Source organism: Marinifilum sp. D737 (genome assembly GCF_026672275.1).
Lineage (GTDB): Bacteria > Bacteroidota > Bacteroidia > Bacteroidales > Marinifilaceae > Marinifilum.
Window position 1 is genome coordinate 47,861 of the sequence record NZ_JANQCD010000002.1, and the last position, 25,206, is coordinate 73,066.

Annotated in this window: 29 protein-coding genes; 16 read left to right on the forward strand and 13 right to left on the reverse strand. The window is 35.4% G+C overall.

All coding sequences use genetic code 11. The annotated features are described in order from the left end of the window. Positions 1-126: 126 nt before the first annotated feature. Positions 127-1,839 (reverse strand): gliding motility-associated ABC transporter substrate-binding protein GldG, encoded by a 1,713-nt coding sequence (gene gldG, locus NQ163_RS02450; protein ID WP_268188715.1) that lies wholly within the window; start codon positions 1,837-1,839, stop codon positions 127-129. Next, on the reverse strand, positions 1,833-2,564 hold the full coding sequence (gldF, locus tag NQ163_RS02455) for a gliding motility-associated ABC transporter permease subunit GldF (protein ID WP_268188716.1): 732 nt from the start codon (positions 2,562-2,564) through the stop codon (positions 1,833-1,835). The genes gldG and gldF overlap by 7 nt, the downstream gene beginning before the upstream one ends. Positions 2,565-2,662: 98 nt before the next feature. On the opposite strand from gldF, the gene NQ163_RS02460 reads away from it, so the two are divergent. The 4 genes from NQ163_RS02460 to NQ163_RS02475 all read left to right on the forward strand — a co-directional run bounded on the left by NQ163_RS02460 (position 2,663) and on the right by NQ163_RS02475 (position 6,524). Beyond that, the gene (locus NQ163_RS02460; RefSeq protein WP_268188717.1) at positions 2,663-3,778 is read left to right on the forward strand and encodes an acyloxyacyl hydrolase; all 1,116 of its coding nucleotides are present in this window, start codon (positions 2,663-2,665) and stop codon (positions 3,776-3,778) included. Continuing rightward, positions 3,765-4,511 (forward strand): GIN domain-containing protein, encoded by a 747-nt coding sequence (locus NQ163_RS02465; RefSeq protein ID WP_268188718.1) that lies wholly within the window; start codon positions 3,765-3,767, stop codon positions 4,509-4,511. The genes NQ163_RS02460 and NQ163_RS02465 overlap by 14 nt, the downstream gene beginning before the upstream one ends. Before the next feature lie 172 nt (positions 4,512-4,683). Beyond that, on the forward strand, positions 4,684-5,784 hold the full coding sequence (locus tag NQ163_RS02470) for an acyloxyacyl hydrolase (protein ID WP_268188719.1): 1,101 nt from the start codon (positions 4,684-4,686) through the stop codon (positions 5,782-5,784). Beyond that, a complete protein-coding gene (locus NQ163_RS02475) occupies positions 5,781-6,524 on the forward strand; it encodes a GIN domain-containing protein (protein ID WP_268188720.1) in 744 nt (247 codons plus the stop codon). Before NQ163_RS02470 ends, NQ163_RS02475 begins: the two co-directional genes overlap by 4 nt. Before the next feature lie 2 nt (positions 6,525-6,526). Here the strand turns inward: NQ163_RS02475 and lpxB are convergent, their stop codons facing one another. From lpxB to surE, 3 genes are all read right to left on the reverse strand, one after another. Then, positions 6,527-7,657 carry a lipid-A-disaccharide synthase gene (lpxB, locus tag NQ163_RS02480; protein ID WP_268188721.1) on the reverse strand — a complete coding sequence of 377 codons (1,131 nt, stop codon included), beginning with the start codon at positions 7,655-7,657 and terminating at the stop codon, positions 6,527-6,529. Between the two features lie 124 nt (positions 7,658-7,781). Continuing rightward, the gene (locus NQ163_RS02485) at positions 7,782-8,081 is read right to left on the reverse strand and encodes a hypothetical protein (protein ID WP_268188722.1); all 300 of its coding nucleotides are present in this window, start codon (positions 8,079-8,081) and stop codon (positions 7,782-7,784) included. Further along, positions 8,065-8,838, reverse strand: coding sequence for a 5'/3'-nucleotidase SurE (surE, locus tag NQ163_RS02490; RefSeq protein ID WP_268188723.1), 774 nt, complete (start codon positions 8,836-8,838; stop codon positions 8,065-8,067). Before surE ends, NQ163_RS02485 begins: the two co-directional genes overlap by 17 nt. A 369-nt stretch (positions 8,839-9,207) precedes the next feature. Here surE and pheT point away from each other — a divergent pair, with 369 nt between their 5' ends. Both pheT and NQ163_RS02500 read left to right on the forward strand, forming a co-directional pair. Then, positions 9,208-11,655 (forward strand): phenylalanine--tRNA ligase subunit beta, encoded by a 2,448-nt coding sequence (gene pheT / locus NQ163_RS02495; RefSeq protein ID WP_268188724.1) that lies wholly within the window; start codon positions 9,208-9,210, stop codon positions 11,653-11,655. 239 nt (positions 11,656-11,894) lie between these two features. After that, complete coding sequence (locus NQ163_RS02500) at positions 11,895-12,569, forward strand: PrsW family glutamic-type intramembrane protease (RefSeq protein WP_268188725.1); 675 nt, start codon at positions 11,895-11,897, stop codon at positions 12,567-12,569. Positions 12,570-12,691: 122 nt separating this feature from the next. On the opposite strand, the gene NQ163_RS02505 is transcribed toward NQ163_RS02500, so the two are convergent. The 5 genes from NQ163_RS02505 to NQ163_RS02525 all read right to left on the reverse strand — a co-directional run bounded on the left by NQ163_RS02505 (position 12,692) and on the right by NQ163_RS02525 (position 16,336). Beyond that, the gene (locus tag NQ163_RS02505; protein ID WP_268188726.1) at positions 12,692-14,509 is read right to left on the reverse strand and encodes an endonuclease/exonuclease/phosphatase family protein; all 1,818 of its coding nucleotides are present in this window, start codon (positions 14,507-14,509) and stop codon (positions 12,692-12,694) included. A gap of 75 nt (positions 14,510-14,584) precedes the next feature. Beyond that, on the reverse strand, positions 14,585-14,803 hold the full coding sequence (locus tag NQ163_RS02510; protein WP_268188727.1) for a hypothetical protein: 219 nt from the start codon (positions 14,801-14,803) through the stop codon (positions 14,585-14,587). Between the two features lie 30 nt (positions 14,804-14,833). Beyond that, positions 14,834-15,100 (reverse strand): hypothetical protein, encoded by a 267-nt coding sequence (locus tag NQ163_RS02515; RefSeq protein WP_268188728.1) that lies wholly within the window; start codon positions 15,098-15,100, stop codon positions 14,834-14,836. An 80-nt stretch (positions 15,101-15,180) separates the two neighbouring features. Beyond that, positions 15,181-15,942, reverse strand: a complete 762-nt coding sequence (locus tag NQ163_RS02520) for a cyclase family protein (protein ID WP_268188729.1) — start codon at positions 15,940-15,942, stop codon at positions 15,181-15,183. Between the two features lie 103 nt (positions 15,943-16,045). Then, positions 16,046-16,336, reverse strand: coding sequence for a hypothetical protein (locus NQ163_RS02525; RefSeq protein WP_268188730.1), 291 nt, complete (start codon positions 16,334-16,336; stop codon positions 16,046-16,048). A 637-nt stretch (positions 16,337-16,973) separates the two neighbouring features. Here NQ163_RS02525 and NQ163_RS02530 point away from each other — a divergent pair. The 3 genes from NQ163_RS02530 (at position 16,974) to NQ163_RS02540 (ending at position 18,496) form a co-directional block, all read left to right on the forward strand. Next, entirely contained in the window at positions 16,974-17,336 is a 363-nt protein-coding gene (locus NQ163_RS02530) for a hypothetical protein (protein ID WP_268188731.1), read from the forward strand. 121 nt (positions 17,337-17,457) lie between these two features. Then, the gene (locus NQ163_RS02535) at positions 17,458-17,904 is read left to right on the forward strand and encodes a hypothetical protein (protein WP_268188732.1); all 447 of its coding nucleotides are present in this window, start codon (positions 17,458-17,460) and stop codon (positions 17,902-17,904) included. 136 nt (positions 17,905-18,040) lie between these two features. Next, positions 18,041-18,496, forward strand: coding sequence for a hypothetical protein (locus NQ163_RS02540; RefSeq protein WP_268188733.1), 456 nt, complete (start codon positions 18,041-18,043; stop codon positions 18,494-18,496). 60 nt (positions 18,497-18,556) lie between these two features. On the opposite strand, the gene NQ163_RS02545 is transcribed toward NQ163_RS02540, so the two are convergent. Beyond that, positions 18,557-19,015: a hypothetical protein gene (locus NQ163_RS02545; RefSeq protein WP_268188734.1), complete on the reverse strand. Its 459-nt coding sequence runs from the start codon at positions 19,013-19,015 to the stop codon at positions 18,557-18,559. 237 nt (positions 19,016-19,252) lie between these two features. Between NQ163_RS02545 and NQ163_RS02550 the strand changes: the two genes are divergently transcribed. The 6 genes from NQ163_RS02550 to NQ163_RS02575 all read left to right on the forward strand — a co-directional run bounded on the left by NQ163_RS02550 (position 19,253) and on the right by NQ163_RS02575 (position 22,559). Then, a complete protein-coding gene (locus NQ163_RS02550; RefSeq protein WP_268188735.1) occupies positions 19,253-19,552 on the forward strand; it encodes an ArsR/SmtB family transcription factor in 300 nt (99 codons plus the stop codon). 13 nt (positions 19,553-19,565) lie between these two features. Then, entirely contained in the window at positions 19,566-19,802 is a 237-nt protein-coding gene (locus NQ163_RS02555; protein WP_268188736.1) for a thioredoxin family protein, read from the forward strand. Between the two features lie 71 nt (positions 19,803-19,873). After that, on the forward strand, positions 19,874-20,335 hold the full coding sequence (locus tag NQ163_RS02560) for a nitrophenyl compound nitroreductase subunit ArsF family protein (RefSeq protein ID WP_268188737.1): 462 nt from the start codon (positions 19,874-19,876) through the stop codon (positions 20,333-20,335). Positions 20,336-20,342: 7 nt separating this feature from the next. Then, positions 20,343-21,047 carry an aromatic aminobenezylarsenical efflux permease ArsG family transporter gene (locus NQ163_RS02565; RefSeq protein ID WP_268188738.1) on the forward strand — a complete coding sequence of 235 codons (705 nt, stop codon included), beginning with the start codon at positions 20,343-20,345 and terminating at the stop codon, positions 21,045-21,047. Between the two features lie 23 nt (positions 21,048-21,070). After that, complete coding sequence (locus tag NQ163_RS02570; RefSeq protein WP_268188739.1) at positions 21,071-22,108, forward strand: permease; 1,038 nt, start codon at positions 21,071-21,073, stop codon at positions 22,106-22,108. A gap of 25 nt (positions 22,109-22,133) precedes the next feature. Further along, a complete protein-coding gene (locus NQ163_RS02575; protein ID WP_268188740.1) occupies positions 22,134-22,559 on the forward strand; it encodes a thiol-disulfide oxidoreductase DCC family protein in 426 nt (141 codons plus the stop codon). Positions 22,560-22,870: 311 nt separating this feature from the next. Here the strand turns inward: NQ163_RS02575 and NQ163_RS02580 are convergent, their stop codons facing one another. Continuing rightward, a complete protein-coding gene (locus tag NQ163_RS02580; RefSeq protein ID WP_110360273.1) occupies positions 22,871-23,965 on the reverse strand; it encodes a 6-phosphofructokinase in 1,095 nt (364 codons plus the stop codon). A 293-nt stretch (positions 23,966-24,258) separates the two neighbouring features. On the opposite strand from NQ163_RS02580, the gene NQ163_RS02585 reads away from it, so the two are divergent. Further along, a complete protein-coding gene (locus tag NQ163_RS02585; protein WP_268188741.1) occupies positions 24,259-24,756 on the forward strand; it encodes an O-acetyl-ADP-ribose deacetylase in 498 nt (165 codons plus the stop codon). Here the strand turns inward: NQ163_RS02585 and NQ163_RS02590 are convergent. Further along, a complete protein-coding gene (locus tag NQ163_RS02590; RefSeq protein ID WP_268188742.1) occupies positions 24,753-25,187 on the reverse strand; it encodes a rhodanese-like domain-containing protein in 435 nt (144 codons plus the stop codon). The genes NQ163_RS02585 and NQ163_RS02590 overlap by 4 nt on opposite strands. Positions 25,188-25,206: the final 19 nt, after the last annotated feature.

The window sequence follows — 25,206 nt, forward strand, 5'->3', positions numbered from 1 at the left end:
TATCCTAAAGACAAAAAAGATTTGCCACTTTACTAAATAAAATCAGAATTTTATTTAAAAAGAGGATATTACCAATAATATTTAAGATACGAAGTTATTTTGAAATCATAAATATCTCTCTCATATTTATGATCTTGCAAATTTTCGTTTCCTCATAAAATATCTTAACACTCCAAAAATCAAAAGTAAAAACAAAGGTAAAACCACATTCACTACTTGCCAAAATAATCTTTCCGATCTGATTTTGGTTTTATCAAGCATTCTGAGTTTTACCTCACGTGCTCTTAATTCCATCCAACCTTCGTTATCGCACAAATAATCAATACAATTCAAAAGAAAACTTCTATTTCCATATGTTTTTCTTGAATATCTATCGTATCCCAAAGCTTCAATCTGCCTGTTTTTTCCAACTCCACGAACCCTGTTTTTAATGATATCTCCATCAGAAATCACAATCATTTTACTTGGAGAGCTTTCTGATTTAAATGATTTGCGATCGATTCCTTTCCAGGCTCTGTTCTTAAATGCCGATTGAAATTTCCCTTCAAGCAAAACCGCAATTTTCTTTCTACTCACTGCAAAATCTTCCGGCCTGGGTTGCTGATTCACAATCTCCAAACTTACAATACTTGGCACCTTTTCCAATCGCGTATAATCAGAACTTGTAAGCAGAGTTGTTTTCTTCACATTAGCATTCTCTCCTACCCAATCAATGGAATTGGCAAATTCAGCTTTTACCACATTCAATTTTCGCGTAATCGGATGATGATCCGGTGCGTTTAACAAAGGCGAATAATACCATGGAGCAGGCGTAAATTTCGGTTTTTCTCCGGGCAAAGCAGTTTGAACGGGAATCAGTTGTCCTTGAATATCCATCACCAAATCAGGATTAATCCTAACCCCATAAGTAAATAACTGGTCTTCGATATTTAATGGTTTATAAAAAGCTACTGTACTTTCTTTTACCTGCAGACTATCCATACTCGCCGACACTTCATCCACAAGCCACAGAATTCGTCCTCCATTCATCAAGTATTGATCAATCTGATATTTGGCCTCTCTGGAAAATTCATTTCGTGGCTGTGCAATTACCAGTGCTGAATATTTCTTTTTAGAATGATTCAGTTTTTGTGCTGAAACTCTATCGACCTCATATTTTTGTAGTAAAGAAGCTGTAAAATCGGCAACTTCAAATTCGTTCAATTCTCCTTGCCCAGTTAAGAAAGCAATATTTTTTGGTTGTTTACTTTGCAACATTCGAATGGCTTTTGTTAGCTCAAATTCGATGGTTTCAATGGAATGGTTCAAATTTTCTTCGGCAGATAAACCAGTCACATTTTTCAACAAATGAACCGAAGTTTCCTTTTCCGTATCATGAACTATTATTCCAGGAACAATAATCTTTTGCTTTAAGCTTCCATCGGTAGTTCTTTCCTGCAAACTGGTGGGTTTTAATCCTCGTGCAGCCAACTGTTCGTACATTTGGTTCCTTTGCTTGGGATTGGGAATATCACTGATGTTAATTAAGGCATAGTTGATATTCACATTTGCATAAGCCTCCAATTCGTCAAGCATTTCAATACTTGCTTTCTGAAGCTTTTTAAATCCATGTGGCAAATCTCCTGCAAGGTAAATTTCAAAGTATAAATCTTTATCAAGAGAACTCACCAGTTGTTTGGTATTATCTGATAATGTATATCTTTTCTCGGCTGTAAAATCAATACGAAAAAAATAAACCTGAAGAATAAGAACCAGAACTCCTAATCCAATTAATGAAATCAATAAATTGAGAATATCCTGCTTCCTTCTGTTTTTAATCATAGCTTTCTCTTTTACCATTTTCTACTCTTTAAAACTGTTTTTGTAATCAACAAAAAAGCCACAATTACACTTGTAAAATAAACCAGGTCTCTTGAATCCACTACTCCTCGAGAAATTGATTTATAATGTTCCTGGATTCCTAAATTGTAAATATCTGATTGTATATTCTGAAAAATGATCAAATCGGCTAAATAATCGAAACCGGTATAAAATAAAAAGCACAGAATTAAAGCAAGTAGAAATGCTACAATTTGATTATCGGTAACCGAACTGGAAAAAACACCAATTGCAATGTATACAGCTGCCAGCAAAAACAGACCAATGAACGATCCCCAGAAAGCACCTGAGTCAATGCTCCCAACAGGATTTCCCAAATAATAAATCGAGAAATAATAAATAAGGCAGAACAAAAGAGAAACTGAAATAACCAAAAGGGCAGCAAAGTATTTTGCCACTACAATATCCATCTCCTTTAAAGGTCTGGTATAAACCAGTTCTATGGTACCTTGTTTTTTCTCATCTGCAAACAGTCGCATACAAACCGCAGGAATCAAAAACAGATAAATCCATGGAGACATCCCGAACAGAACATCAAGGTTTGCATATCCTGTATCCAATGGGTTTGTTGATCCGGGAAATACCCATACAAATAATCCTGTTGCAACCAAATAAACTGATAATATCAGGTAACCTGTAAGAGAACTGAAAAAGGTTCGGAACTCCTTTATTAGAAGTGCTAGCATAAAATGTGTGTTGTTTTACTATACTACCACAAATTTGCAAAATTATTTTAGTAGAAAAAATTTGTTTTTCAATTCATTTAATTTACATAAATTTGAACATGAAAAATTGCCTGCTGCTTTTACTCTCTTTATTAATTTTCAAGTGCGGTGCTGCACAAGAAAATGATAATAATGATATATTAATAACAAGTATAAGATATCATTATGGCGTGGTTTTACCTCATCATAAATCAATCCGTTATTTGGTTAATGATCAAGTTAGTGCCATTGAGCTGAATTTTGGTTTTCTTCCATCAAGAAATCGATCATGGTCCAGATTGTACAATCAACCAGAAATAGGTTTGGGATTTTATCATGGAAGTTTGGGAAATGATAAAGTATTGGGAAATACGAATGCAATATTTCCATATATCAATTTTAATCTGAAAGACTACCAGAAAGGGAGTTTACGTTTTCAAACAGGTTTTGGAATTGCACATACAAAAAAACACTTTCACCCTACAGAAAATTATACAAATGTAGCAATAGGATCAGAATTCAATGCTTTCTTCAAAATTCTATTGAATGGTTCATATCATTTCACAAATAAGTGGTCTGCCAATGCAGGAGTAGGTTTTCAACACCTTTCCAATGGTTCCATAAAAGTACCCAACAAAGGACTTAATATGGCGACTGCAAGTATTGGTATTCAATATCATTTTAATGATTTTCACAGTCCTATTAGGAGGCATTCAAATTTAATCCATCCAAAATTAAATGATGAAATTGTAATCATTTGGAACAATGGCATAAAGCAAACAGCAGAAAAAGATGATCATAAATATTACAAAACAGGTTTAAGCCTGGGATATTTAAAAGGCATAAATGCCAAACAGAAAATTGGATTAGGAATCGATCTCTTCTACGATAAATCAGCAAACAGAGGAAAATGGGATTTTGATCCTCAAACCAAATTTAAAGATCGTTTTAGCCAGGCTATTTTTATATCTCATGAACTAGTTGTACAAAAATTTAGCATTATTGCAAATGTAGGAGCTTATACATTTTTCGAAACAAAACCAGAAAAACCTGTATATACCAGAATTGGTTTAAAATATGAGATAAATAAACATTTTTTAGCCAGCTTAGGTTTAAAAGCTCACTTGGGAAAGGCCGATTATATTGAATGGGGAATTGGTTATAAATTAAAAACAAATAATAATGAGAAACCATAGACTACTAGTTATTTTAATAACATTCTGCCTTTCATCATGCAGTTCTTTTAATCCTTTCGAAAGAGAAGGAGAATATATTGAAAAGAGAGTAGATATAAACGGAGTAAGTGCAATTAAAAACTTAAATACATTTCAGATTCAAATCATTCAGGATGATGAAGAATTTATTTTACTGAAAGGCGGAGAAAACCTGGTTTCAAAAACAAATGTTAGTGTTGCAGATCAACAATTGACAATAGACCATTCATACAACAATAATGCTCGTAATTTTGATTTAATTACTGCAGAAATTCATTTAAAAGAAGTAACTAAAATCACTTGTTCAGCTCCGGCAAACATTTCAAGTATAAATAAACTTAGTGGAAATCACCTCGACATTATTGTATATTCGGAATCACAACTAGTTGAAATGAATTTGAATTTAGAATATGACAGCATGAAATTTCACTCATTGGGCTCAGCAACTGGGGGGTATATTTTTTCAGGAATTTGTCGCGACACTCACTATACTCTTAATGGCGTAATTAATATTAAAGCAGGAGATTTACAGAGTGACAACATAAGTCTGGCTCAAAATGGTATTGGAGATGCTCATGTTTGGGCAAAAGATAAACTCAGTGTAACCATATACTCTAGTGGTAACATATACTACAAAGGAACTCCTGAAATTTCCGTAAAAAGAGTTCAGGTAAACAATCAGAATCCAACCGGAGAAGTATTACAAGAAAAATAATATTTTGTTGTTTCACTATTTTGAAGTAATTTAAATAGTGCTACTAACCCGTCCCATGATTAATCCATGAGAAGATTTCCAAAGTAATCTCTCAAATTTCAGGATTAACATTTCACATGTAATGTAATGAGTAATATTTCAACCCGCTTGGAATATTTAATAAATGGACGGTATGAGGTGGATTCTGCTGGTTACACTAATCTATTATTGGAATTGTGGCTTTACTCAGAAAATTCTTGAACAAAGAACTTTAAGTACAAGCTTTATATGTCATCATGGGTTAAGTGTTCCTAAAACTCCGGAACTCAACTACCTCATACAAGACAAGCTCAGCGCCAAAGAATTTAGAATTGGAATTCATCCCAATCCAAATAAAAGTTGGATCAATCAATACTCAGTAAGTGAGATAGGCATAGCCTATTATCAAGGTCCTCTGGGAAATGATGAAGTACTTGGTGAAATAAATTCAATCTACCCATACATTACTTTTCGCTTGAGCAACTGGAGAAACCTAAACCTATTTACAAGCATAGGTACAGGAATGGGTATAGTTTCCAAATCATTTCATCCTGTAGAAAATTATTCAAATAAACTAATTGGATCAAAATACAATGTTCATGTGAATTTAAATTTCCAACTAAAATATAAACTAGATCCTTTTAATCTAATTGGAGGCATCTACTTTAGCCATATTTCAAATGGTTCAACCAAACAACCTAATAGTGGCTTCAACTATATCACAAGTAACATAGGTATTTCAATAGATTGGGGAAAAAGAAAAAAAATCAGAAAGGTTGATGTTTTATTTCCCAAATTAAACAATGAATTCTTCTTGATTTCAAACCATGCTTTTAAGGAAAAAAGTGCTAACGATCCTCACACCTATTATGTAAGCAATCTTTCATCAGGATACTTATGGAGTATTAATTCAATGCAGCGTTTAGGCTTTGGGATTGATATATTCTATGATGAATCCATTAATCGTGGAGATTGGAATCTTTCTCCTGAAACTGATTTTGAAAATAGGATTTACCAAGGAGTATTTATTGGACATGATTTCGTATTTAACCGACTGACATTTTCAGCTCAATTGGGAGTTTACACATATTACCAATCTAAACCAGCTTCCTCTTCTCTTTATAATCGACTTGCTTTTAGGTATAAAATCGATAAACATCTGCTAATTAATATTGGATTGAAAGCATATTTAGATCAATCGGATTATATAGAATTTGGTATTGGATATTATTTTAATAAAACCAAAAAATCATGAAAATCAGCCATTACTTACTCTTTTTATTCTACTTACTTGTTTCATCCTGTTCATTTATCAATCCTTTTGAAGACAGTGGAACAGAAACTGATGTACTATTCGAAACCAAAACATTTAATACAATAGTTCTTGAGGGCATTTTCTCTGTTACCATCATTCAGGACAATAGTCATTCCATTTATTTTAAAGGAGGTGAAAACATTCTTGATAAATTTTCATTTACTGATCAGGAAAACACACTTATTTTAAGGCATAGTTATAGCAATTGGCTGCACAATTTAGAAATTCCAATACTTGAAATTCATTGTTCAAAACTAAATGAAATCAAATTTCATACATCATGCAATCTTCATAGCAAGGGAACACTTTCAGGTGATAAACTAGCAATATACCTGACAGAAGAAGCTGACATTGTAGAAATGAATTTAAACTTGAATTTTGAAACTTTTAACTTTGACAGTAGAGGATCAAGTTCCGGAAAACATACATTTAAAGGCATATGCAACAACGCACATTTTACACTAAATAGCAGTAACAACATACTCGCTAATAAATTGGAAACTGATAAAATGAGAATTGGTCACAACGGACTTGGCAATGCTCACATTTGGGTAAATGATAGTCTGAATGTAACATTCTACAATTCAGGTAATGTATATTATAAAGGAAGTCCTCACATTACTGTTTACAGAGTTCAAGTCAATAACCAAAAAGCTTCCGGCCAAGTATTATCACAGTAATGCTATTGGGCTTTTAAATCCTCAACAATCATCTTGGCAAATCGAGCCGAAGCACCTGCTCCTCCCAATTTTTCATTTAGCTTTTGATAATTCGTAAGCATTTCGGAGCGGTAGTTTCCTTCCTCTAAAATGTTCTTTAATTCGCTTGCAATACTCTTTTTATTACAATAATGTTGGATCAATTCTTTCACAATCAATTGATCCATCACCAAATTAACCAAGGAAATGTATTTTACCTTTAGCAATCGCTTGCCAATTGCAAAAAGAATTTTGCCACCACCTGTGATATAGCAAACAACCTGAGGGATTCTCAAGAGAGCTGTTTCCAAAGTAGCAGTTCCCGAAGTTACCAATGCCGCTTTCGACTGCTGCAATAAATCGTAGGTTTGTCCGTAAACAAATTTCACATCTCTATCGCCCACTACTTGTGAGTAAAATTCCTTTGTAATTGAAGGAGCTGCAGCCACAACGAACTGATGATCCGGAAAATCACCAACAACATCTAACATTACAGGAAGTATTCTTTCTATTTCCTGCTTTCTGCTTCCTGCCAATAAGGCTACAATTGGTTTATTTGAAAGATTGTTTTTAGCCGTGAAATCTTCAAATGATTCATCTTTATTTGGACGATTTTCAATGGCATCCAACAAAGGGTTTCCACCAAAACTCACCTCATAATTGTGCTTTTTGTAGAATTCCGTTTCGAAAGGAAAAATGGTGAACATGCGATCAACATGTGCTTTAATCTTCTTTACTCTTCCCTCTTTCCAAGCCCAAATTTTAGGTGAAATATAATAATGAACTCGAATTCCATTTTCCTTTGCAAACTTTGCCATTCGCAAATTGAATCCAGGATAATCCACAAGAATCAAAACATCGGGTTTGTACTCCAAAAGATCCTTCTCGCACAATGAAAAGTTCGCTCGAATCTTTCCCAAATTCTTTAGCACAGTTAAGAATCCCATAAAAGCAGTTTCTCGATAATGCTTTACCAATTCACCGCCTTGTGCTTGCATAAGGTCGCCACCCCAGAATCGAAATTCGGTTGCCGAATCCTCATTTTTTATTTCTTTCATCAAGTTCGAAGCATGAAGATCACCGGATGCTTCTCCTGCTATAATATAATATCTCATGGAATTCTGAATTATGATCCCGACAGTTATCGGGAATGAGTTGAGAATTAAATCCTCACAATTCAATACTTACTTGTTGATTTGGATTCAATCACCAAATCTTATTTTTCTTCTTTATCAGCGTCTAAAATCCAAAACGGAAAACCATTATGGCAAAAGAATACAATATGGTAGCCAAAAGCACTCCTCTTGCTGCTCTTAACAAATCGGTTTTAATAAACAAAAAGAAAAAAACAATATTACCAAAGTATACTCCCAAAGCCATTACCTTGGTATACACCCTGTAAATTAGCAAACTGTCTATAAACTCCTTAATGGTCAATTCATCCTGGAAACGTACCACATAAGCCAACAAAATTGATAGTACTGGTACAAGCAAACCAATAATGAGTCCTAAAATAGTAGAATTAATCTTCGACTTCATAATCCCAGGTTTTAAGGTCTTCCACCAATTGGTGAGCTGTCATATCAATTTTTGTAGGAACAACAGATGCATAACCATTATTAATTGCCCATTCATCTGTTTCTTCAGCATTCGGTTCTGCATTCTTAAAGTAGCCTGTCAACCAATAATAATCTCCCCCGAAAGGATCTTGTCTGTGATCAAATTCCTCTTTCCAGCGACCATCTGCCTGACGACAAACTCGAATGCCATTTATATCTCCTTTAGGGAAATTCACATTCAAACAAACACTTCTTTCCAGTCCTTTTTCAAGCAAATTGGCAAAAATCTTACGGCCGTATTTAATACATTGTGAAAAATCAGCATCTGCACTAAAATCGTTAAGCGAATACCCTATGGAAGGTATTCCGTTCAAACAACCTTCGATAGTTGCACCCATGGTTCCCGAGTACAAAACACTAACCGATGTATTTGCACCATGATTGATACCTGAAACCAAAAAATCAGGAGTTCGAGGTAAAATCTTGTTCAAAGCCAGTTTTACACAATCAACAGGAGTTCCTTTACAAGAATAAATGTGCAGATTTTCCTCATCGCGAACTTTTTTAATTCGGATAGGCACTTCTACTGTTATAGAGTTTGATTTTCCTGAATTAGAACGGTTTGGAGCAACGACATAAATATCGCCAAATCCTTTAACCATTGCCACCAAAGCTTTAATTCCTTTGGCATTTAATCCATCATCGTTAGTAACAAGTATTATTGGTTTATCGCTCATATTTCAATTTTGATAATTGTACAAATATATCCGAATTTGGGGCAATAAGCAATATTAAATTTAACCACTAAGTACAACTAAGCTAATCTCCAGCTTGCACAAAGAATAATTTCTTTGATTCTCATTAATTCCTAACATTTCGTTTGAGATAAATACCATAAACTTCGTGCTACTTTGTGATGTACTTTGCGCTAAATGAGTAAAACGAATGCCTTGGTGGTAAAATCACAAAAACTTAAACACTTTATCCTTAGATGTTCTTTGGTACTTGAGTCTAAAATTTCTACTTTTGTAAGCTTGTAAACAGTAGACAAACTGCATCTGTTTACAAGTATAATTTGATAATTATCTGATAAAATATACATACAAATGAAGGTATCGTACAAATGGCTGAAAGATTATATTGACATTGATCTTTCTCCTGCAGAAATGGATGAGATTCTAACTCAAATTGGATTGGAAGTTGGCGGAATTGAAAAATTCCAATCAATTAAAGGAGGTTTAGAAGGATTGGTTATTGGTGAAGTAAAGACTTGCGAACCTCATACCAACTCAGATCATTTGAGCATTACAAGCGTTGATGTTAACGGCGACGAACTTTTACCTATTGTTTGCGGTGCACCTAATGTGGCTGCAGGACAAAAAGTAGTGGTTGCCACAGTTGGAACTGTTTTGTACGATGGCGACGATAGCTTTACCATAAAGAAATCGAAAATTAGAGGTGAGCTTTCAATGGGTATGATTTGTGCTGAGGACGAAATTGGTCTTGGACAAGGTCACGATGGAATTATGGTTCTTCCTGAAGATGCTGTTGTGGGAACTCCTGCTGCAGAATACTTCAACATTGAAGATGACTTGACCATTGAAATTGACTTGACTCCTAACCGTATTGACGGAGCATCCCACATTGGTGTAGCTCGCGATATGGCTGCATACCTTAAGCAACAAAAAGAAATTGATTACAAACTTCCTTCGGTAGAAGATTTCAAAGTTGACAACCACAACTTGCCTATCGATGTGAAGGTAGAAAATAACGAGGCTTGCCACCGTTACTCAGGGGTTTGTATCAACGGTGTTAAAGTTGCTGAATCACCAGAGTGGTTACAAAATCGCCTTAAGGCAATTGGTTTGAGCCCAATCAACAATGTAGTGGATATTACCAACTACGTTTTGTTTGAAACTGGTCAGCCATTGCACGCATTCGACTATGCAAAAACAAATGGCAAAGTAGTTGTAAAAACTCTTGCTGACGGAACCTTATTCAAAACCTTGGATGAAGTTGAAAGAGAATTGAACGTGAAAGATTTGATGATCTGTAACGACGAAGCTCCAATGTGTATTGCCGGTGTATTCGGTGGAATTGAATCGGGTGTAAGCGAAACAACTACTGATATTTTCCTGGAAAGTGCATATTTCGATTCAGTATTTGTTCGTAAAACTGCACGTCGTCACGGTTTAAATACCGATGCGTCTTTCCGTTTCGAACGTGGAACTGATCCTAACAACACCATCTATGCAATGAAACGCGCTGCTCTTTTAATCAAAGAGATTGCAGGTGGCGAAATTGCATCAGATGTTATCGATATTTATCCTAATCCTGTTGAAGATTTCAAGGTAGAGGTAAGCGTTGAGCGCATCGAAAACCTGATTGGAAAACAGATTGGAAAAGAAACCATCAAAAACATTCTTACCGCTTTAGAAATTAAAGTTGAGAAAGAAGATGGTGACACATTGAATCTATTGGTTCCTCCATACAGAGTGGACGTGAAGCGTGAAGCTGATATCGTAGAGGAAGTATTGCGTATTTATGGTTTCAACAATATTGAAGTAGCTTCAAAAGTGAATGCTTCATTAAGCTATGCTCCAAAAATTGACGAGCACAAGCTAAGAAATACCATTGCTGATATGTTGACAGCTGCTGGTTTCAACGAAATCATGAACAACTCGTTGACCAAAGCTTCTTACTACGAAGGATTGGAAAGCTTTAAACAAGAGAACACAGTTCGCATCTTCAACCCATTGAGTTCTGATTTGAATGCAATGCGTCAAGGATTGTTGTTTGGTGGTTTGGAGTGTGTAGCTTACAACATCAACCGTAGAAACTCAGATTTGAAATTCTACGAGTTTGGTAAATCATACCAGCACTTCGTGAATCCTGAAAACGAAAACCCAGTTGATAACTATTTCGAGAAAGAACGTTTGGGTGTTTTCATGTGTGGTAACAAAACTGCAACTAGCTGGAACTTGAAAGAAGAGCCAACAAGCTTCTACCACATGAAAGCTTACGTTGAAAATATCTTAAGACGTCTTGGTTTCAATATCGAGAAATTAAGAATCAGAGAAACCGAAAACGATCAGTTTACCGAAGGATTAAGCTACGGTATTAAGAAAAAAGTATTGGTTGAAATGGGTATGGTTAGTGGAAAAATCTTGAAGGCAATGGATATTGACACACAGGTTTACTACGCTGATTTCGACTGGGCTTTATTGATTCAGGAAGCTATGAAAAACAAGGTAAGCTATACTGAATTGCCTAAGTACCCGGCTGTGAAACGTGATCTTGCTTTGTTAATCAACAAATCGGTAAGTTTTGCTGAAATCAAAACCATTGCTTTCAACTGTGAGAAGAAGTTATTGAAATCTGTTTCATTATTCGACGTTTACGAAGGAGAAAAACTAGGTGCAGATAAAAAATCATACGCAGTTAGTTTCATTCTTCAGGATACTGAAAAAACTTTGAACGACAAGCAGATTGACAAGATCATGCAAAAGCTAATTAAGAGCTACGAAAAACAATTGGGTGCAGAATTGCGTTAATTGTTAATAAATAAAACTAAGAAGCCGGTTCCATTGGGAATCGGCTTTTTTTTATGAGTAATTGCTCCTTAAATTCATAGTTCACATAGCTTCCTCAGATTTGCAATCTGATATTTGTGGAACATGAAATTTACAGGAGCATGAGGATTTAAGTTTTTTTTTCTGATTTGGTTTTTGAGACTTGGGGATTGATTGTTCTTTTTCTAAATTTGGTAACTTCATACTGAAATACACAAAACATGAACCTTCTGCTAATCTCTGTAGCTCCCATTGCCATTATTCTATTCTACGTTTACTATCGCGACAAATACGAAAAAGAACCACTTTCTTTATTGGGGAAAGGGCTTCTGGCTGGAATGATCATTACCATACCAATCATATTTGCCGAGAAAGCTGTATCCACTTTTCTTCCGTATATTTTTAATGGAAAAATTGGTTATGCCTTTGGCGATGCTTTTTTAGTAGCTGCGCTTTGCGAAGAGGCCTTTAAACTATTGGCGGTTTACATTTTGGTATGGAAAAACCCAAACTTTAATGAACGATTCGATGGGATTGTATATGCGGTTTTTGTATCGCTGGGATTTGCCTTGGTAGAAAACATCATGTATGTATTTTCGAACGGAATGAGCACCGGAATTGCAAGAGCTTTCACGGCAGTTCCTGCCCATGCCATGTTTGGCATCATGATGGGCTATTACCTCGGATTGGCCAAGTTTTCGAAAGGCAGTAGACTTCCGCTCTTTGTAATGGCATTCTTTATTCCATTCCTGGTACATGGCATCTACGACTTTATACTAATGGTACAAATCAACTGGGTACTTATCCTATTCTTCCCATTCCTAATTTATTTGATGTACAAAACAAATGGGAAAATGACCGAATTAAATAACAAATCAATATTTCGATACAGGTAATTAAAATCAGCCAAAGCTTGCAGCCCAGATTCGGCAGGAATCAAAACAAACACTCCTGCCTAAATATTATTGCTTTATATCTAATCTGTATTACAATCGTAAAAAGCTCGTACAAACAGCGTTCAATAATTCAATTCGAACTTTGATAATATCATAAAATGATCTGAAGGAAAGCCTCCAAATGCAGTAGATACTACCTTCGAACTAATAATAGTAAGCCCCTGCCCTTTGTAATAAAGCTGGTCAATTCTTTCGCCCCATTGATGCGTGAAACCCGGAAATGTATTAACATCCTTGTGCATGGAACGAAAGGCATCTTCAAAGCCATTGTTCAAAAGCTTAACTGAAGCCTTGTTATCTCCACCATCGGTATGAGGAATAGCATTAAAATCTCCACCAAACAAGATAGGCGTCTTGTTGGCATCATTAAATTTTTCTTCATGAAATTCATAAACCTTAGGAAAGGAAGACATGCCATACCAATTCGACATTGCATAAACCTCTTGATTTTTGCTTAAGCTAATTTTTACTGAAACATTCATGAATTCCGTTTTATCCAAAACCTCTAGTTTCTTAATAGGATAACGACTCAATACAGAAATGTTTGATCCTTGAGAACAATAATCCCAATCTGATGTGGTCGCAAAATAATAGCCCAATTCAGCAGCGATAAAATCGCCCGACGAATAAGTTTCTTGCATGAGAACAATATCTGCATTGTACTTTTTTAATAGTTCTGCAATCCGTAACCTGGAATCCCATCCATCCTTTTTCTGAGTAAAATGAGTGCCCCCATGCCATATATTCCAAACAGCAACTGTTAGTGTGTCTATTTTCTCCACTACCGTTTTAGCTTTTGTTTTCCGGTATTTACTATAGTTATCTCTAATGGCTTCCGGGCCTAAAGCTTGCTGATAAAATGCGAGCATGTCGATAGAAAAATCGGAAGGATAAAATTGTTCTTCCCTACCAAATTGCTTTACATAAAAATCATTGATACACAGCTTGCCATTTTGTAAGTAATAAATTTTACTTACCGGCTTTAATGCTGTTAATTCAGGATTTTGACTTACAGTATAGGGGTTGTAATATAAGGAACGATGAATGGAATTTACTTTCTCAAGTATTGCCAGCTTTTTCTCTCTCAAACTACTCCTTTCAGCCTCGTCAACATTGAGTTTGCTCAGATATAACTCTTTCGGATCAACAACCAAACTAAAAAACTCATCCTCGGCAACTTCCCCCACCTTTAATTTGTTGAATTCACAAACCAATTCCTGAAGCTTCTCCTGTCCTTTTTTGATTTCTGCCAACACTTCATTCCCGTAATCAAAGTCGTACTCTTTACTACCAACTACTATTGGGGTGTTACTAAAAAAATCGAACGAAAGCTTGTAAATGGCTATGTTTTCCCCATCAAAATAAAGTCTCACTTCCGATAAAATATCATCATACGTCATCGTAACCTGATGCCACAAGCCATCAGATAATGGTAACTTATCGCCATTATCTCTTTCGTAATTCAATCGGCGTTTGCCAGAGCCAACAGACCAGCCAATGGTTCCTCCCGAGCTATACAAAGCCCATCCTTTATTTTTTTGCGAGCTGATTCCTTTGTTTAGAAATTCCTTTTGAGAAATTAATACCGTAGGTTTTGTAGATTCGCTCCTGACCCAAAACTGAACCGTAAAGCTCGTTTTTTCATCAAAAGGCAGGTTCTTTACTACCAAATGATTAAAATCATTGTCGGTGGGACATATAGATAAACAATGACCGTCTATTCCTTTTTCATACGAAAAACCATCTCCAACAAGATCTAATTCTCTCCTTTTGGTATTATCTTCAAAATCTAATCTCAACCTGCTATACTGACCATAGATTTCCGCATGTACCAGATTGGCAACTATTATTAACAGAGCATAAATTCCGATTCGTTTCATTTGGTATTAAATATTTTGCTTATTGTATTTGTGGGTGATGCGCAAGCTACAAGCTCGCTCTATCTGAAGGAGCTGCTATAACTTATTTTTCTTAATTGATTTTATAAAACTGATAATTTCTTTGCCATTAAAAGCTTCCATTCCTTCACCAATTTTAATGTGCCTTTTTCCATAATCAAAATCAACCGTTACAGGATTCAAATCATATTCTCTCCATTTTTCCGGATGATGTTTGATACCCAAAACTGACACCTCTCCAGATGCTCGATAAGTTTCGGCCTTTTCATTTTTCATGCTTTTATGATTGCTGATTTTACTCAATTCTTATTGTTCACATTTGAAATCAATAAACAGGTTTGAAACCACAGATAAATGATTAGAATCAATCGTAACTCTTTTGTTTCCCACTAGCTTGTTCAGCCATGGAAAGAAATAGATACTCGCAAATACCCCTCCAAATATCCCAAAAAGAATTTCTACATATCCATGATCTGAAAAAAGTGGAGTACATGCAAATGCAAGCAAAACAGGAAAGACCATTACCTCAGAAAGTTTCTTCTTATACTTTATTCCTTCCGAATAAATATTCATTTAATGGTGTTTGTATCATTAATTAAATTGCTTGGCAACCAGGCATGTTCATTTGCTCAAGCCATGGGAACTCCTTACTCTTATTCAAAAATTGCAACAACCCTGGCTGGCGCTGCCGATGCCCCTTCAATTTTAAGTGGGAAAACTGCAACTTTAAAACCCGTGTATGGAAGACTTCCCAAATTCACAAGCTGTTCCATATGGCAATACTCTTTCCTTTGTCCAACTACATGAGCTTCCCAAAACAACTCCGAATTCTTGGTTTCTTTTGCTTTTTTTATCAAATGTTTCAACGGCAAGTCCCAACCCCAGGAGTCAATCCCCATCACTTTTATCCCTTGGTCAATTAACCATTCGGTAGCGTCTGCACTCATACCTGTCCCTTTATCCGGGAAATCTTTTGTGCCATTATAAATGTCTCTGCCGGTATAAATCAAAACAATCATACCTTCCTTGATCGATAGCTTTTCTTTTTCAAGAAAAACCTGAATATCCTCCACACTTATCGCATCAAAATCTTCCTTATGGCTCATATCAATCACAATACCATCGCCATAACACCATTCCAAAGGTATTTCATCTACGGTCTTTGCACGCTCTCCATTTACGGTAGGTGTATAATGCCAGGGGGCATCAATATGTGTTGTAGAATGCACCCCCATATGCTTTATGGTATCATCTGCCCAACCCTTAAATCCTTTAGGGAACAAGCGTTTTGGCAAGCCCAAAAAACGCAATAACAAACCTGCCTTTTTATGTGCCTTGTGTTTAATCTTAACCTTCATAAACCAAGGATCTGACTTATTGTATCGTATGGGTTTTGATAAATCTACTATTTTCATTGTCTCCGTTTTTTTTTACTCCTGTCAAAGTTTATTGCTTAATCTTTATTCTTTTTTGCATTCGCAAAAGACGAGCTGTAGGTTCTCTTTATCAGGGGATTTATTAGCCAATATTGGACATATTCTTTTCTAAAATAAGTCTAATAATCGCTTTTTCCATTGATTTCGCAAAATACTCTTGTTTATCTATAATATCATAGGCTAACCAAAGCTCATTTTTCCTGTTCAAAATTAAATAGATATAACCATTGTCATACATCCCTAGATTAAGATAATCTGGTTCCTTCTTATATTCGGAAGCATGTCTGACAAACTGTTTAACTTCATTAGTCCAGTTAATTTCAATTTCTTTACTTGTCCAAAGCTGAGTGAACTTTGTCTTTCTATTCTTCAAATTCCGGAAGGCTCACTTTGCCATCCAAAAACATGTTAACTTCTTCAAGTTTCATGATTACTAGCCTTGGTTCAGATTATACCCAACTTGTAAATAAATCACATCTATACACTTTACAAAACCATAGTAAAGGTATAAAATGCAGTATTTTATTTTCGTCACTGAAAGTACAAAACAATAATTCCTCAGCAAAGTAAAGCAATAAATATTCTACACTGCATTATAGCCTAACGAAACAAAGGATAATATTGTCATAAATACTTTAATCTCACCTCGAAACATTTCAAAGTGAACTTGAAGGGCTAACTTCTAAACAAGACCTAATAAACTTTAATTAAATGCTGTAACCACACATTTACAATAGCAAAGAAATCATTCAACAAAAATATTCCAAACACCAATCAAACTAACACACAGGGCTTACTAAAAAAGGATATGTAAATTTTAATTTAACTTCAACACCTAGTCTCAACACCTAGCTTACTAGGAATTACACTCAACTTATGACTAACTTTCAAATATCATATTAAATTTTTATGATTATTTTTCAATAATTTTTACGGTTAATTAAAAAATTATTTTTAATTTCGAATCAACCACCAGACCAACCAATCATAAATATTTAAAACCTATTAAAATGAGAAAGACATTCATATTGAAAACAATTCTATTGATGATGCTATTTGCATCAGTAACACTAAGCTCATGTAGTGATGACAATATGGATCTTACCGGTGACTTAACCATCACACTAGATGGTGATTATTACAAGGGAGGAACTTATGAAATTTACACAGAAGAGGCTGCATTAGCGGACAGATCAGGCTCAACAGAGGTCTCTCCTCGTCCTATACACGATGGTTTACTGTATGGAGTACATACGATTACAGACTTAAATCACGGAACATATTACATTAAGTATTTTCCAAAAGACAGTTACAATGATCAAAGTATGTCATTCCAAATTTCGGGAGGCAAAACCACCAAAATATCAATCTAGATTATTTGGTATTAAACTGGAAGAATAAAACTAAACAATTTTTCTCATATCATTTTAGTTAGAACACCTGCACTATCGAAAGACAGTGTGGGTGTTTTTTACGAAATTAAATCTTAAAACATTGAATAAACAACAAAAATTACTTCTCAGACTTTCCTTTTGTGCTTTGTTTTTTTCCAGCATGCTTGGTTTTCGGTACCAAATCACACCAAATATAGAAGCAGTAGATTATTGGTTCAGATTAATACCACTACCCATTCTAGATTACAATGGCATTTCCGATTTAAAACATCTCGACACTAAAATACTGGGATATGTATTTTTTCTTATCAATGCATTAATCCTGTTTTTTAAAGTAAAATACGATAGAATACTATTGCCTGCTTTAATTATTTTCGTTTTCAGTACAGGCTTTGCCATCTTTTTCGAAATTTGGTCTCTATCACAATATTTGTATGGTAGCTACTCAGGACAATCATTGTACATTGGTCCTTTCCTGTTCCTGTTCAACCTATCGATAATAAAAAGCTACCCAAGAAGATTGGAACTTAGAAAATATTCATTGTAAAATAAAGTAAGCGAGCAGGATTCAAAACAAAGAGCATCAACACAACCAGACTAAAGTGACAAATTATATTAATACATAATTGATGTAACAATTACTGGTATGAGTTCGTCACAATCAAATACCAAACAAATCACACATGAAACAAATTAAAATTATCCTTATCGTACTGGTATGTCTTTTTATAAGCATGAACCTTGGTGCACAGACAACAGCAAGCACTCCAAAGAAGCTGACCAAAAAAGAGATGATGAGTGAATTGAAGAAAATTTACGATCAGAGCTTATATCACAACTATGTAATCAGGAAAATTGGCAGACAAGCCTTCAAAACCAAGGCAAATTATTCGAACTTTATTGAATATGCCAAAATTGCTACAAAATCGCGCAGAACCAAACTGCTGATAAAAATTGCAAAGAAAACATCTCGCTTAAAAAGAGAAACCCTCTTGCCGGTTGAAGCTGCTAAACTTGTTGATGACACCTATGTAACAACCAAAGAAGTAAAACGAGCCATACGAAAATCTCATAGAGCTAAAAGCAACAAGCAAAAGAAAAAATTTGACGAATACATTGCCTCACTTGGCAAATGGTAATATAAAATAAGGAGGGCTGAATCTTTTGAATTCAGCCCTTATTGTTACTTTAAATAAAAATCAAGAAGTGAACGATACACTTTTATCCTTTCTAAATCCTAACATTAAGTACAATATCACCCCAAAAAGAAAGGCTGCCCCATGGGCAATTGTAGTAATAAGCGGAAAGGTGAAACCAAAATAAACATCTGCTAATATGACTACTGCTATTGAAACCACAATCATCCATTTTGTTTTCATCAATAAAGACAACCTATGTCTGAATACCACAAGCACCAACATCCCTGCAATAGCATTCCAAATAATCGAAATTCCTTGAGCCCTTAATACAAACCAGAAAGTTGCTTGAACTACAACGGCAACAATCAAAACAATTCCCCAACGTTTCGCAATTGACTGTAACATCGGAAGAAAAAAAGGCAACACGGCCACGACTAACAAGGCATAATTAAGAACAGAAAGTTTCAGATCTCCGCCATAGGTGAATCCATTGAAAAGGGTAGTAATAATATCATTCATACCTATTGAGTTTATAGTTTTGATTTATTTTACTTTGATTAAAAGATTTAGCGAGACCTAATTTAATCAAAAAGAAAATTCCATCAAACCAAGCTAAACTTGAATGATCAAAACACCAAATAAACATCTAAATATCAACCCAAATCTTCCGTAACCAAAACTAAAAACAAGCATATATTTGGAGAATAAAAAAAAAGCCCACACCTTTGTTTCGTAATTTTACGAAATACGAAACGCATGGAAGAAGTAAAACAATTTTATTCCGTTGAAGAAAAAAAACTAGCCAGGTATGCCAAGGCCTTATCACATCCTGTACGTGTTTACATCTGCGGTATTTTATCGAAACAAGCATGTTGCTACAGTGGCGATTTAGCCGAAGAGGTACCCATTGCACGATCAACCCTATCGCAGCATTTGAAAGAATTAAAAAACTCAGGTTTGGTACAAGGAGAAATCAATCCTCCTAAAATCAAATACTGTTTAAATAAAGAGAACTGGGCAGAAGCTCAACAATTATTCAAAGAATTTTTTAAATAATAAACTATTAATCATGGACATTAAAGTATTAGGACCAGGCTGTAAAAAATGCAACACACTTGCAGAAGCTACAAACAAAGCAATTAGCGAATTATCAATCGAAGCAAATGTTGAAAAAGTAGACGATATGGTTAAAATTCTATCGTACGGTGTAATGTCAACCCCTGCTTTGGTAATCAACGAAAAAGTAGTTGTAAGCGGCAAAGTTCCTTCGGTAGCTGAAATTAAGGAATTTATCCAAAAAGCATAAAAAACGCTAAGGCTGTTGGCTATCTGCCAGCAGCTTTTAACCCAATACAATAACACTAAAACACAAACAAAATGAAGAAAACAATAACATTAGGCATACTGGTTTTAGGTTTAAGTTTTGGCGCTTGCCAATCGAACACAAAAAAAGAAACCGCAAAAGCAGAAACAGCTTGCAAAGGAGAATGTACAAAATGTGAAAAATCGGATGAACACAAAGTAGCATCTAACAATGCTGAAGCGGGAGTATATTACTTCCATGGCGACAGAAAATGTAAAACTTGCAAAGCTGTTGGTGCAAAAGCAAAAGAAGTAGCTGCAAGCTTAAATGCTAATTTCTTCGATATCAATTTCGATCAGGAAGAAAACAAAGAGTTGGCTAAAACATTCCAGGCAAGTAGCTCAGGATTGTTCATTAAAAGTGCTAAGTCAGGAGAAATTCAGGATTTAACAACATTTGCTTTCCGCAATGCCATTAACGACACTCCTGCATACATCGAAAAACTGGAAACTGTAATCAAAGCTGAGCTACAATAAGACTATAATGGAATATTTAGATCAACTATTATCGCAAAGTAGCTTTCCAATATTATCGGCATTTTTACTGGGAATTATGACAGCGATTAGTCCTTGCCCCTTGGCAACAAACATCACTGCCACAGCCTACATTAGTAAAAACCTTAGCGATAAAAAAAGAATCTTTTTTAACGGATTGGTTTATACATTGGGAAGAGCAATAAGCTACACTGTTTTGGGAGTAATTCTGTTTCTTGGTGCAAGTAAATTCGATATTTCAAGTTTTTTCAACACCTATGGAGAAAGGCTGTTGGGACCATTGCTAATCATTATCGGAGTTTTTATGCTCGATATTATTTCCATTAATTTCCCAGGTATTAGTTCCCTTACCGATAAGTTGAATGGGGAGAAAATGAGAGGAAAGTATTGGGGTGCCCTACTAATGGGTATGATTTTCGCACTGGCTTTTTGCCCATACAGCGGCGTTTTATATTTCGGCATGTTGATTCCATTAACCGTTTCGCAAGCCGATGGATTATTACTTCCTATTGTTTTCGCAATTGCAACCGGACTGCCTGTAATTATTATTGCCTATTTGTTGGCATTTACCTTATCGGGTGTTGGCAGTTTTTACAATAAAATTAAAAGTTTCGAGTACTGGTTTAGAAAAGTAGCAGCGGTAATATTTATAGTCGCAGGATTGTATTTCTCTTACATTTTCTTTATCCAATAAACGAATAGTTTTTATAGACAATCATGATCAAATCAATTCAAATCACAAACAGAAATCAGATAATATTGGTTCTATTATCATTACCAATTTGGTATTTTTTATATGTGAACCTTCAGAATATTGTTGATTTTCTAACCTATACGGTTTTCGGAATGAACAAAGAGGCTCACTTAACTGAAGCTGTTAACTTTTTCATATTCGAAACCCCTAAAGTTTTTATGCTATTGGTTTTGGTTATTTTTGGTGTAGGAATTATTCGCAGTTATTTCTCACCAGAAAAAACGAAAAACTTTCTTGCTGGAAAATCAACATTTTTTGGCAACGTAATGGCTGCTTTACTTGGTGTTTTAACTCCTTTTTGTTCTTGTTCTGCCATTCCTTTATTCTTAGGTTTTGTTGAAGCAGGAGTACCTTTAGGTGTAACTTTCAGCTTCCTGATTGCAGCTCCTTTGGTAAACGAAATTGCTTTAGGAATGCTGGCAGAAGCTTTCGGATGGCAAACTGCACTTCTTTATACATTTACAGGTTTATCAATTGCCATTTTTGCAGGTTGGTTAATTGGAGCTTTAAAACTTGAAAAGTATGTACATGAGTGGGTTTACGAAGTTAAAACAGGACATACTGAAATTGATACGACCAAACTTTCTTTTTCGGAACGTATTCAATCAGGCTTAAACTCGGTAAAAGAAATTGTTGGTAGAATTTGGATATACATTGTTGCCGGAGTAGCAATTGGCGCCGGAGCTCATGGTTATGTACCTGAAGATTTCATGGCCAATCTAATGGGAAAATCAGCATGGTATTCAGTTCCATTGTCCATTTTTATTGGAGTTCCAATGTATTCTAATGCTGCAGGGATTATTCCAATCGTAGAAGTATTGGTTGCAAAAGGAGCTGCTTTAGGAACCACTTTGGCCTTTATGATGTCGGTTATCGGATTATCATTGCCTGAGGTTATTATCCTGAAAAAAGTACTTAAAATGCCGTTAATATTGGCATTTGTAAGTATTGTTGCTATCGGAATTCTTATAGTTGGATTTATTTTTAACTTTATCTACTAAGATTTGGTATGAGATAAAGAAAGCAATGCATAGTCATTCAAAAAATATAAGTAACTCAAACCCTATCGTACTGTTCGATGGGGTTTGTAATTTTTGCAACACCTCTATTCGTTTCGTGCTTGCATACAACCGGGCAGAAAACATTCACTTCTCTCCTCTACAATCTGATTTTGCGAAACAATTGCTTGCTGAACACAATCTATCTTTCGATGAGATGAATACCGTAGTCTTCATCGAAAACAACGAAGTTTACACCAAAAGCTCTGCAGCTTTTAAAATTGCAAAACATCTAGTCTACCCTTGGAGAATACTCTATTACTTCAAATACCTACCTAATGCTATTACCGATTGGGTTTACGATCTGATTGCCAGAAACAGATATTCCTGGTTTGGTAAAAAGAACCAATGCATGGTTCCTAAGCCTGAATGGAGGAAAAGGTTTTATGAGTAAAATTTGGAGTACTCAATATTGAAATAGTCTCTCGCTGATCTTCGCAGGTTAAGTAACGAAGGTATTAAATTATATCATCAAACAGCTTAATTTATTAATAGAATTTGACTGCTCAAGCCGCAAGGCTCTTACTTTCTGCACATAAGCAGCTTGTCCTTCCAATGCCACTCAAACCAAATAGTACATTAAATAAAGTATACATTCACACTTTCTAATCTGCGATAATCATATCCTTCATAAAAATCAGTATCTGAAAACAAAAAAAGCCGGAATCCCTATGAACTCCGGCTTGTAGTATCTTTTGACTTAAATTAGTCTCCAAATGCAATACCAACACCTTTTGCAGTAGCAACAAGGTTCGATTTTGGATCAACCAAGTTTTGCTGGCCAATAGCCTCAGGAAGAGGAACACCAACAACTTCTGGGTGACGGTAAGCTACCATCTGACCAAATTTACCTTCCAAAACCATTTCGAATGCCTTAACCCCGAATTGAGTTGCTAAAACACGGTCGTAGGCTACAGGAATACCTCCACGTTGAAGGTGACCCAATACAGTAGTACGAATATCAGCTTCAACACCAGCGGCTTTTAATTCAGCTGCCAAACGATCAGCAGCACCACTCAACTTCAAGTTAGGGTTTCCAACTTCAGTACTTTCTTCAGCTAAAGCTTCACCACCTTTTGGCATAGCACCTTCAGCAACTACGATAATACCGAATCCTTTACCTTTCAAGAAACGAGTATCCAATTTCTCTTTTACTTTCTTGATATCGTAAGGAATTTCAGGAATCAAACAAGCTTCTGCACCACCTGCAATAGCAGCACTTAATGCAATCCAACCCGCATCACGTCCCATAGCTTCCAAAATGAAAACACGGTTGTGAGAAGCAGCAGTAGTTTTCAACTTGTCAACAGCTTCAGTACAAATTTGTACAGCAGTTTGGTAACCGAAAGTAAAATCGGTAGCCGAAAGGTCATTATCGATAGTCTTAGGCACACCAATAATGTTTAATCCTTTTTCGTAAAGAGCTTGTGAAATTTTCTGAGAACCATCACCACCAATGCTAATAACTGCATCGATTCCCAAATATTGTAATTTACGGATCATTTCATCCGAACGGTCAGCTGATCCCCAAGAACCATCTTTGTTTTTCACTGGCCAGGCAAAAGGACCTCCTTTTGTAGTTGTTCCGATAATTGTACCCCCTTGGTAGTGGATACCTTTAACCGCAGCATCATCTAATATCTTAATTTCAGTAGGTTCCTTCAAAATACCGTCGAACGACTGAATACTTCCTACAACTTCCCAATCTTTTTCTTGAGCTGCACGTTTCACAACGGCGCGAATCACAGCATTCAAACCAGGGCAATCACCACCTCCGGTCGCAACTAATACTCTTTTCATAATTGTCAATTTAATATTTCAATCAATTTGCTTGGCTAGCGCGGCTAAAATAAAAATATTTTTCCAAACCGAAACAAACAATTTCACTGTCAATGAATTGCAATCGATTTCGAAATTGTTTTTTATAATGAATTTGAATTATTAATTTTAAAATACACAAAATTGATATTTAGTATAAATCGAATATCTGTGTAAAGATTAAAATAAAATAATCATTTGGTTCAGAGGTGAAAGATCACCACACAATTTAGGATAATTAACAGGGATAGAAAAGTAAAATTAAACTAGCAATCATGAAAATTAAAATATTTAAGGGAAATATTACCAAACTGAAGACAGATGCCATTGTAAATGCAGCAAACAGAAGTCTACTGGGAGGTGGTGGAGTTGACGGCGCAATACACAGAGCTGCCGGTCCTGAACTATTGAAAGAGTGTCGCACACTTAATGGGTGTTCAACAGGAGAGGCCAAAATCACGAAAGCATATAATTTGCCTTGTAAGTACGTTATACATACCGTTGGCCCAGTTTGGAGCGGAGGCAAATATGACGAAGATCAATTGCTAAAAAGTTGCTACAAAGAAAGCATCAAGCTTGCTGAGAAGTATAAATTGCAAAGTATTGCTTTCCCAAATATCAGCACAGGTGTTTATCGCTATCCTAAAAAGGAAGCTGCCGAAATTGCCATTAAAACCGTTCGGAAACACTTGGAAAAATGCAAGTACCTAAAAGAACTTGTGTTTTGCGTATTCGATGATGAAAACTTAAAACTTTACAATGAGTTGCTTTAAATGGAAATGGTTTCTTCTACTGTTTCTTTATGATTCCATCGCTTGTATTTGCCCCAGTTCAACATTTTTGCATATCCTTTTTCTTCTAAAAAGATGATTACATTTTGTGTTTTAATGGTTAAATCACAATACAATATCAATGCCTTGTCTTTAGGAATTTTGTGGTACCATTTTTCTACATCATGATGCGGAAAACTTTTGGCATTGGGAATATGTCCCATTAAGAAGTATTCCTCTTCCCTTACATCCAATATCCATATATCATCTTGTTCTTCCTGCGTAAGTTCCAAAAGTTTATCCGGATTCAAAAACTCTTTCAAACCCTCTCCTTCTGAAGATGCATAAGCGAAATAATTTGGCACATGAATAAAATACCAATACACGCCAAACCCAAGAGCAACAACTGATACAATTAATAAAATTAAATTCATAGGCAGTAAATCAACACCG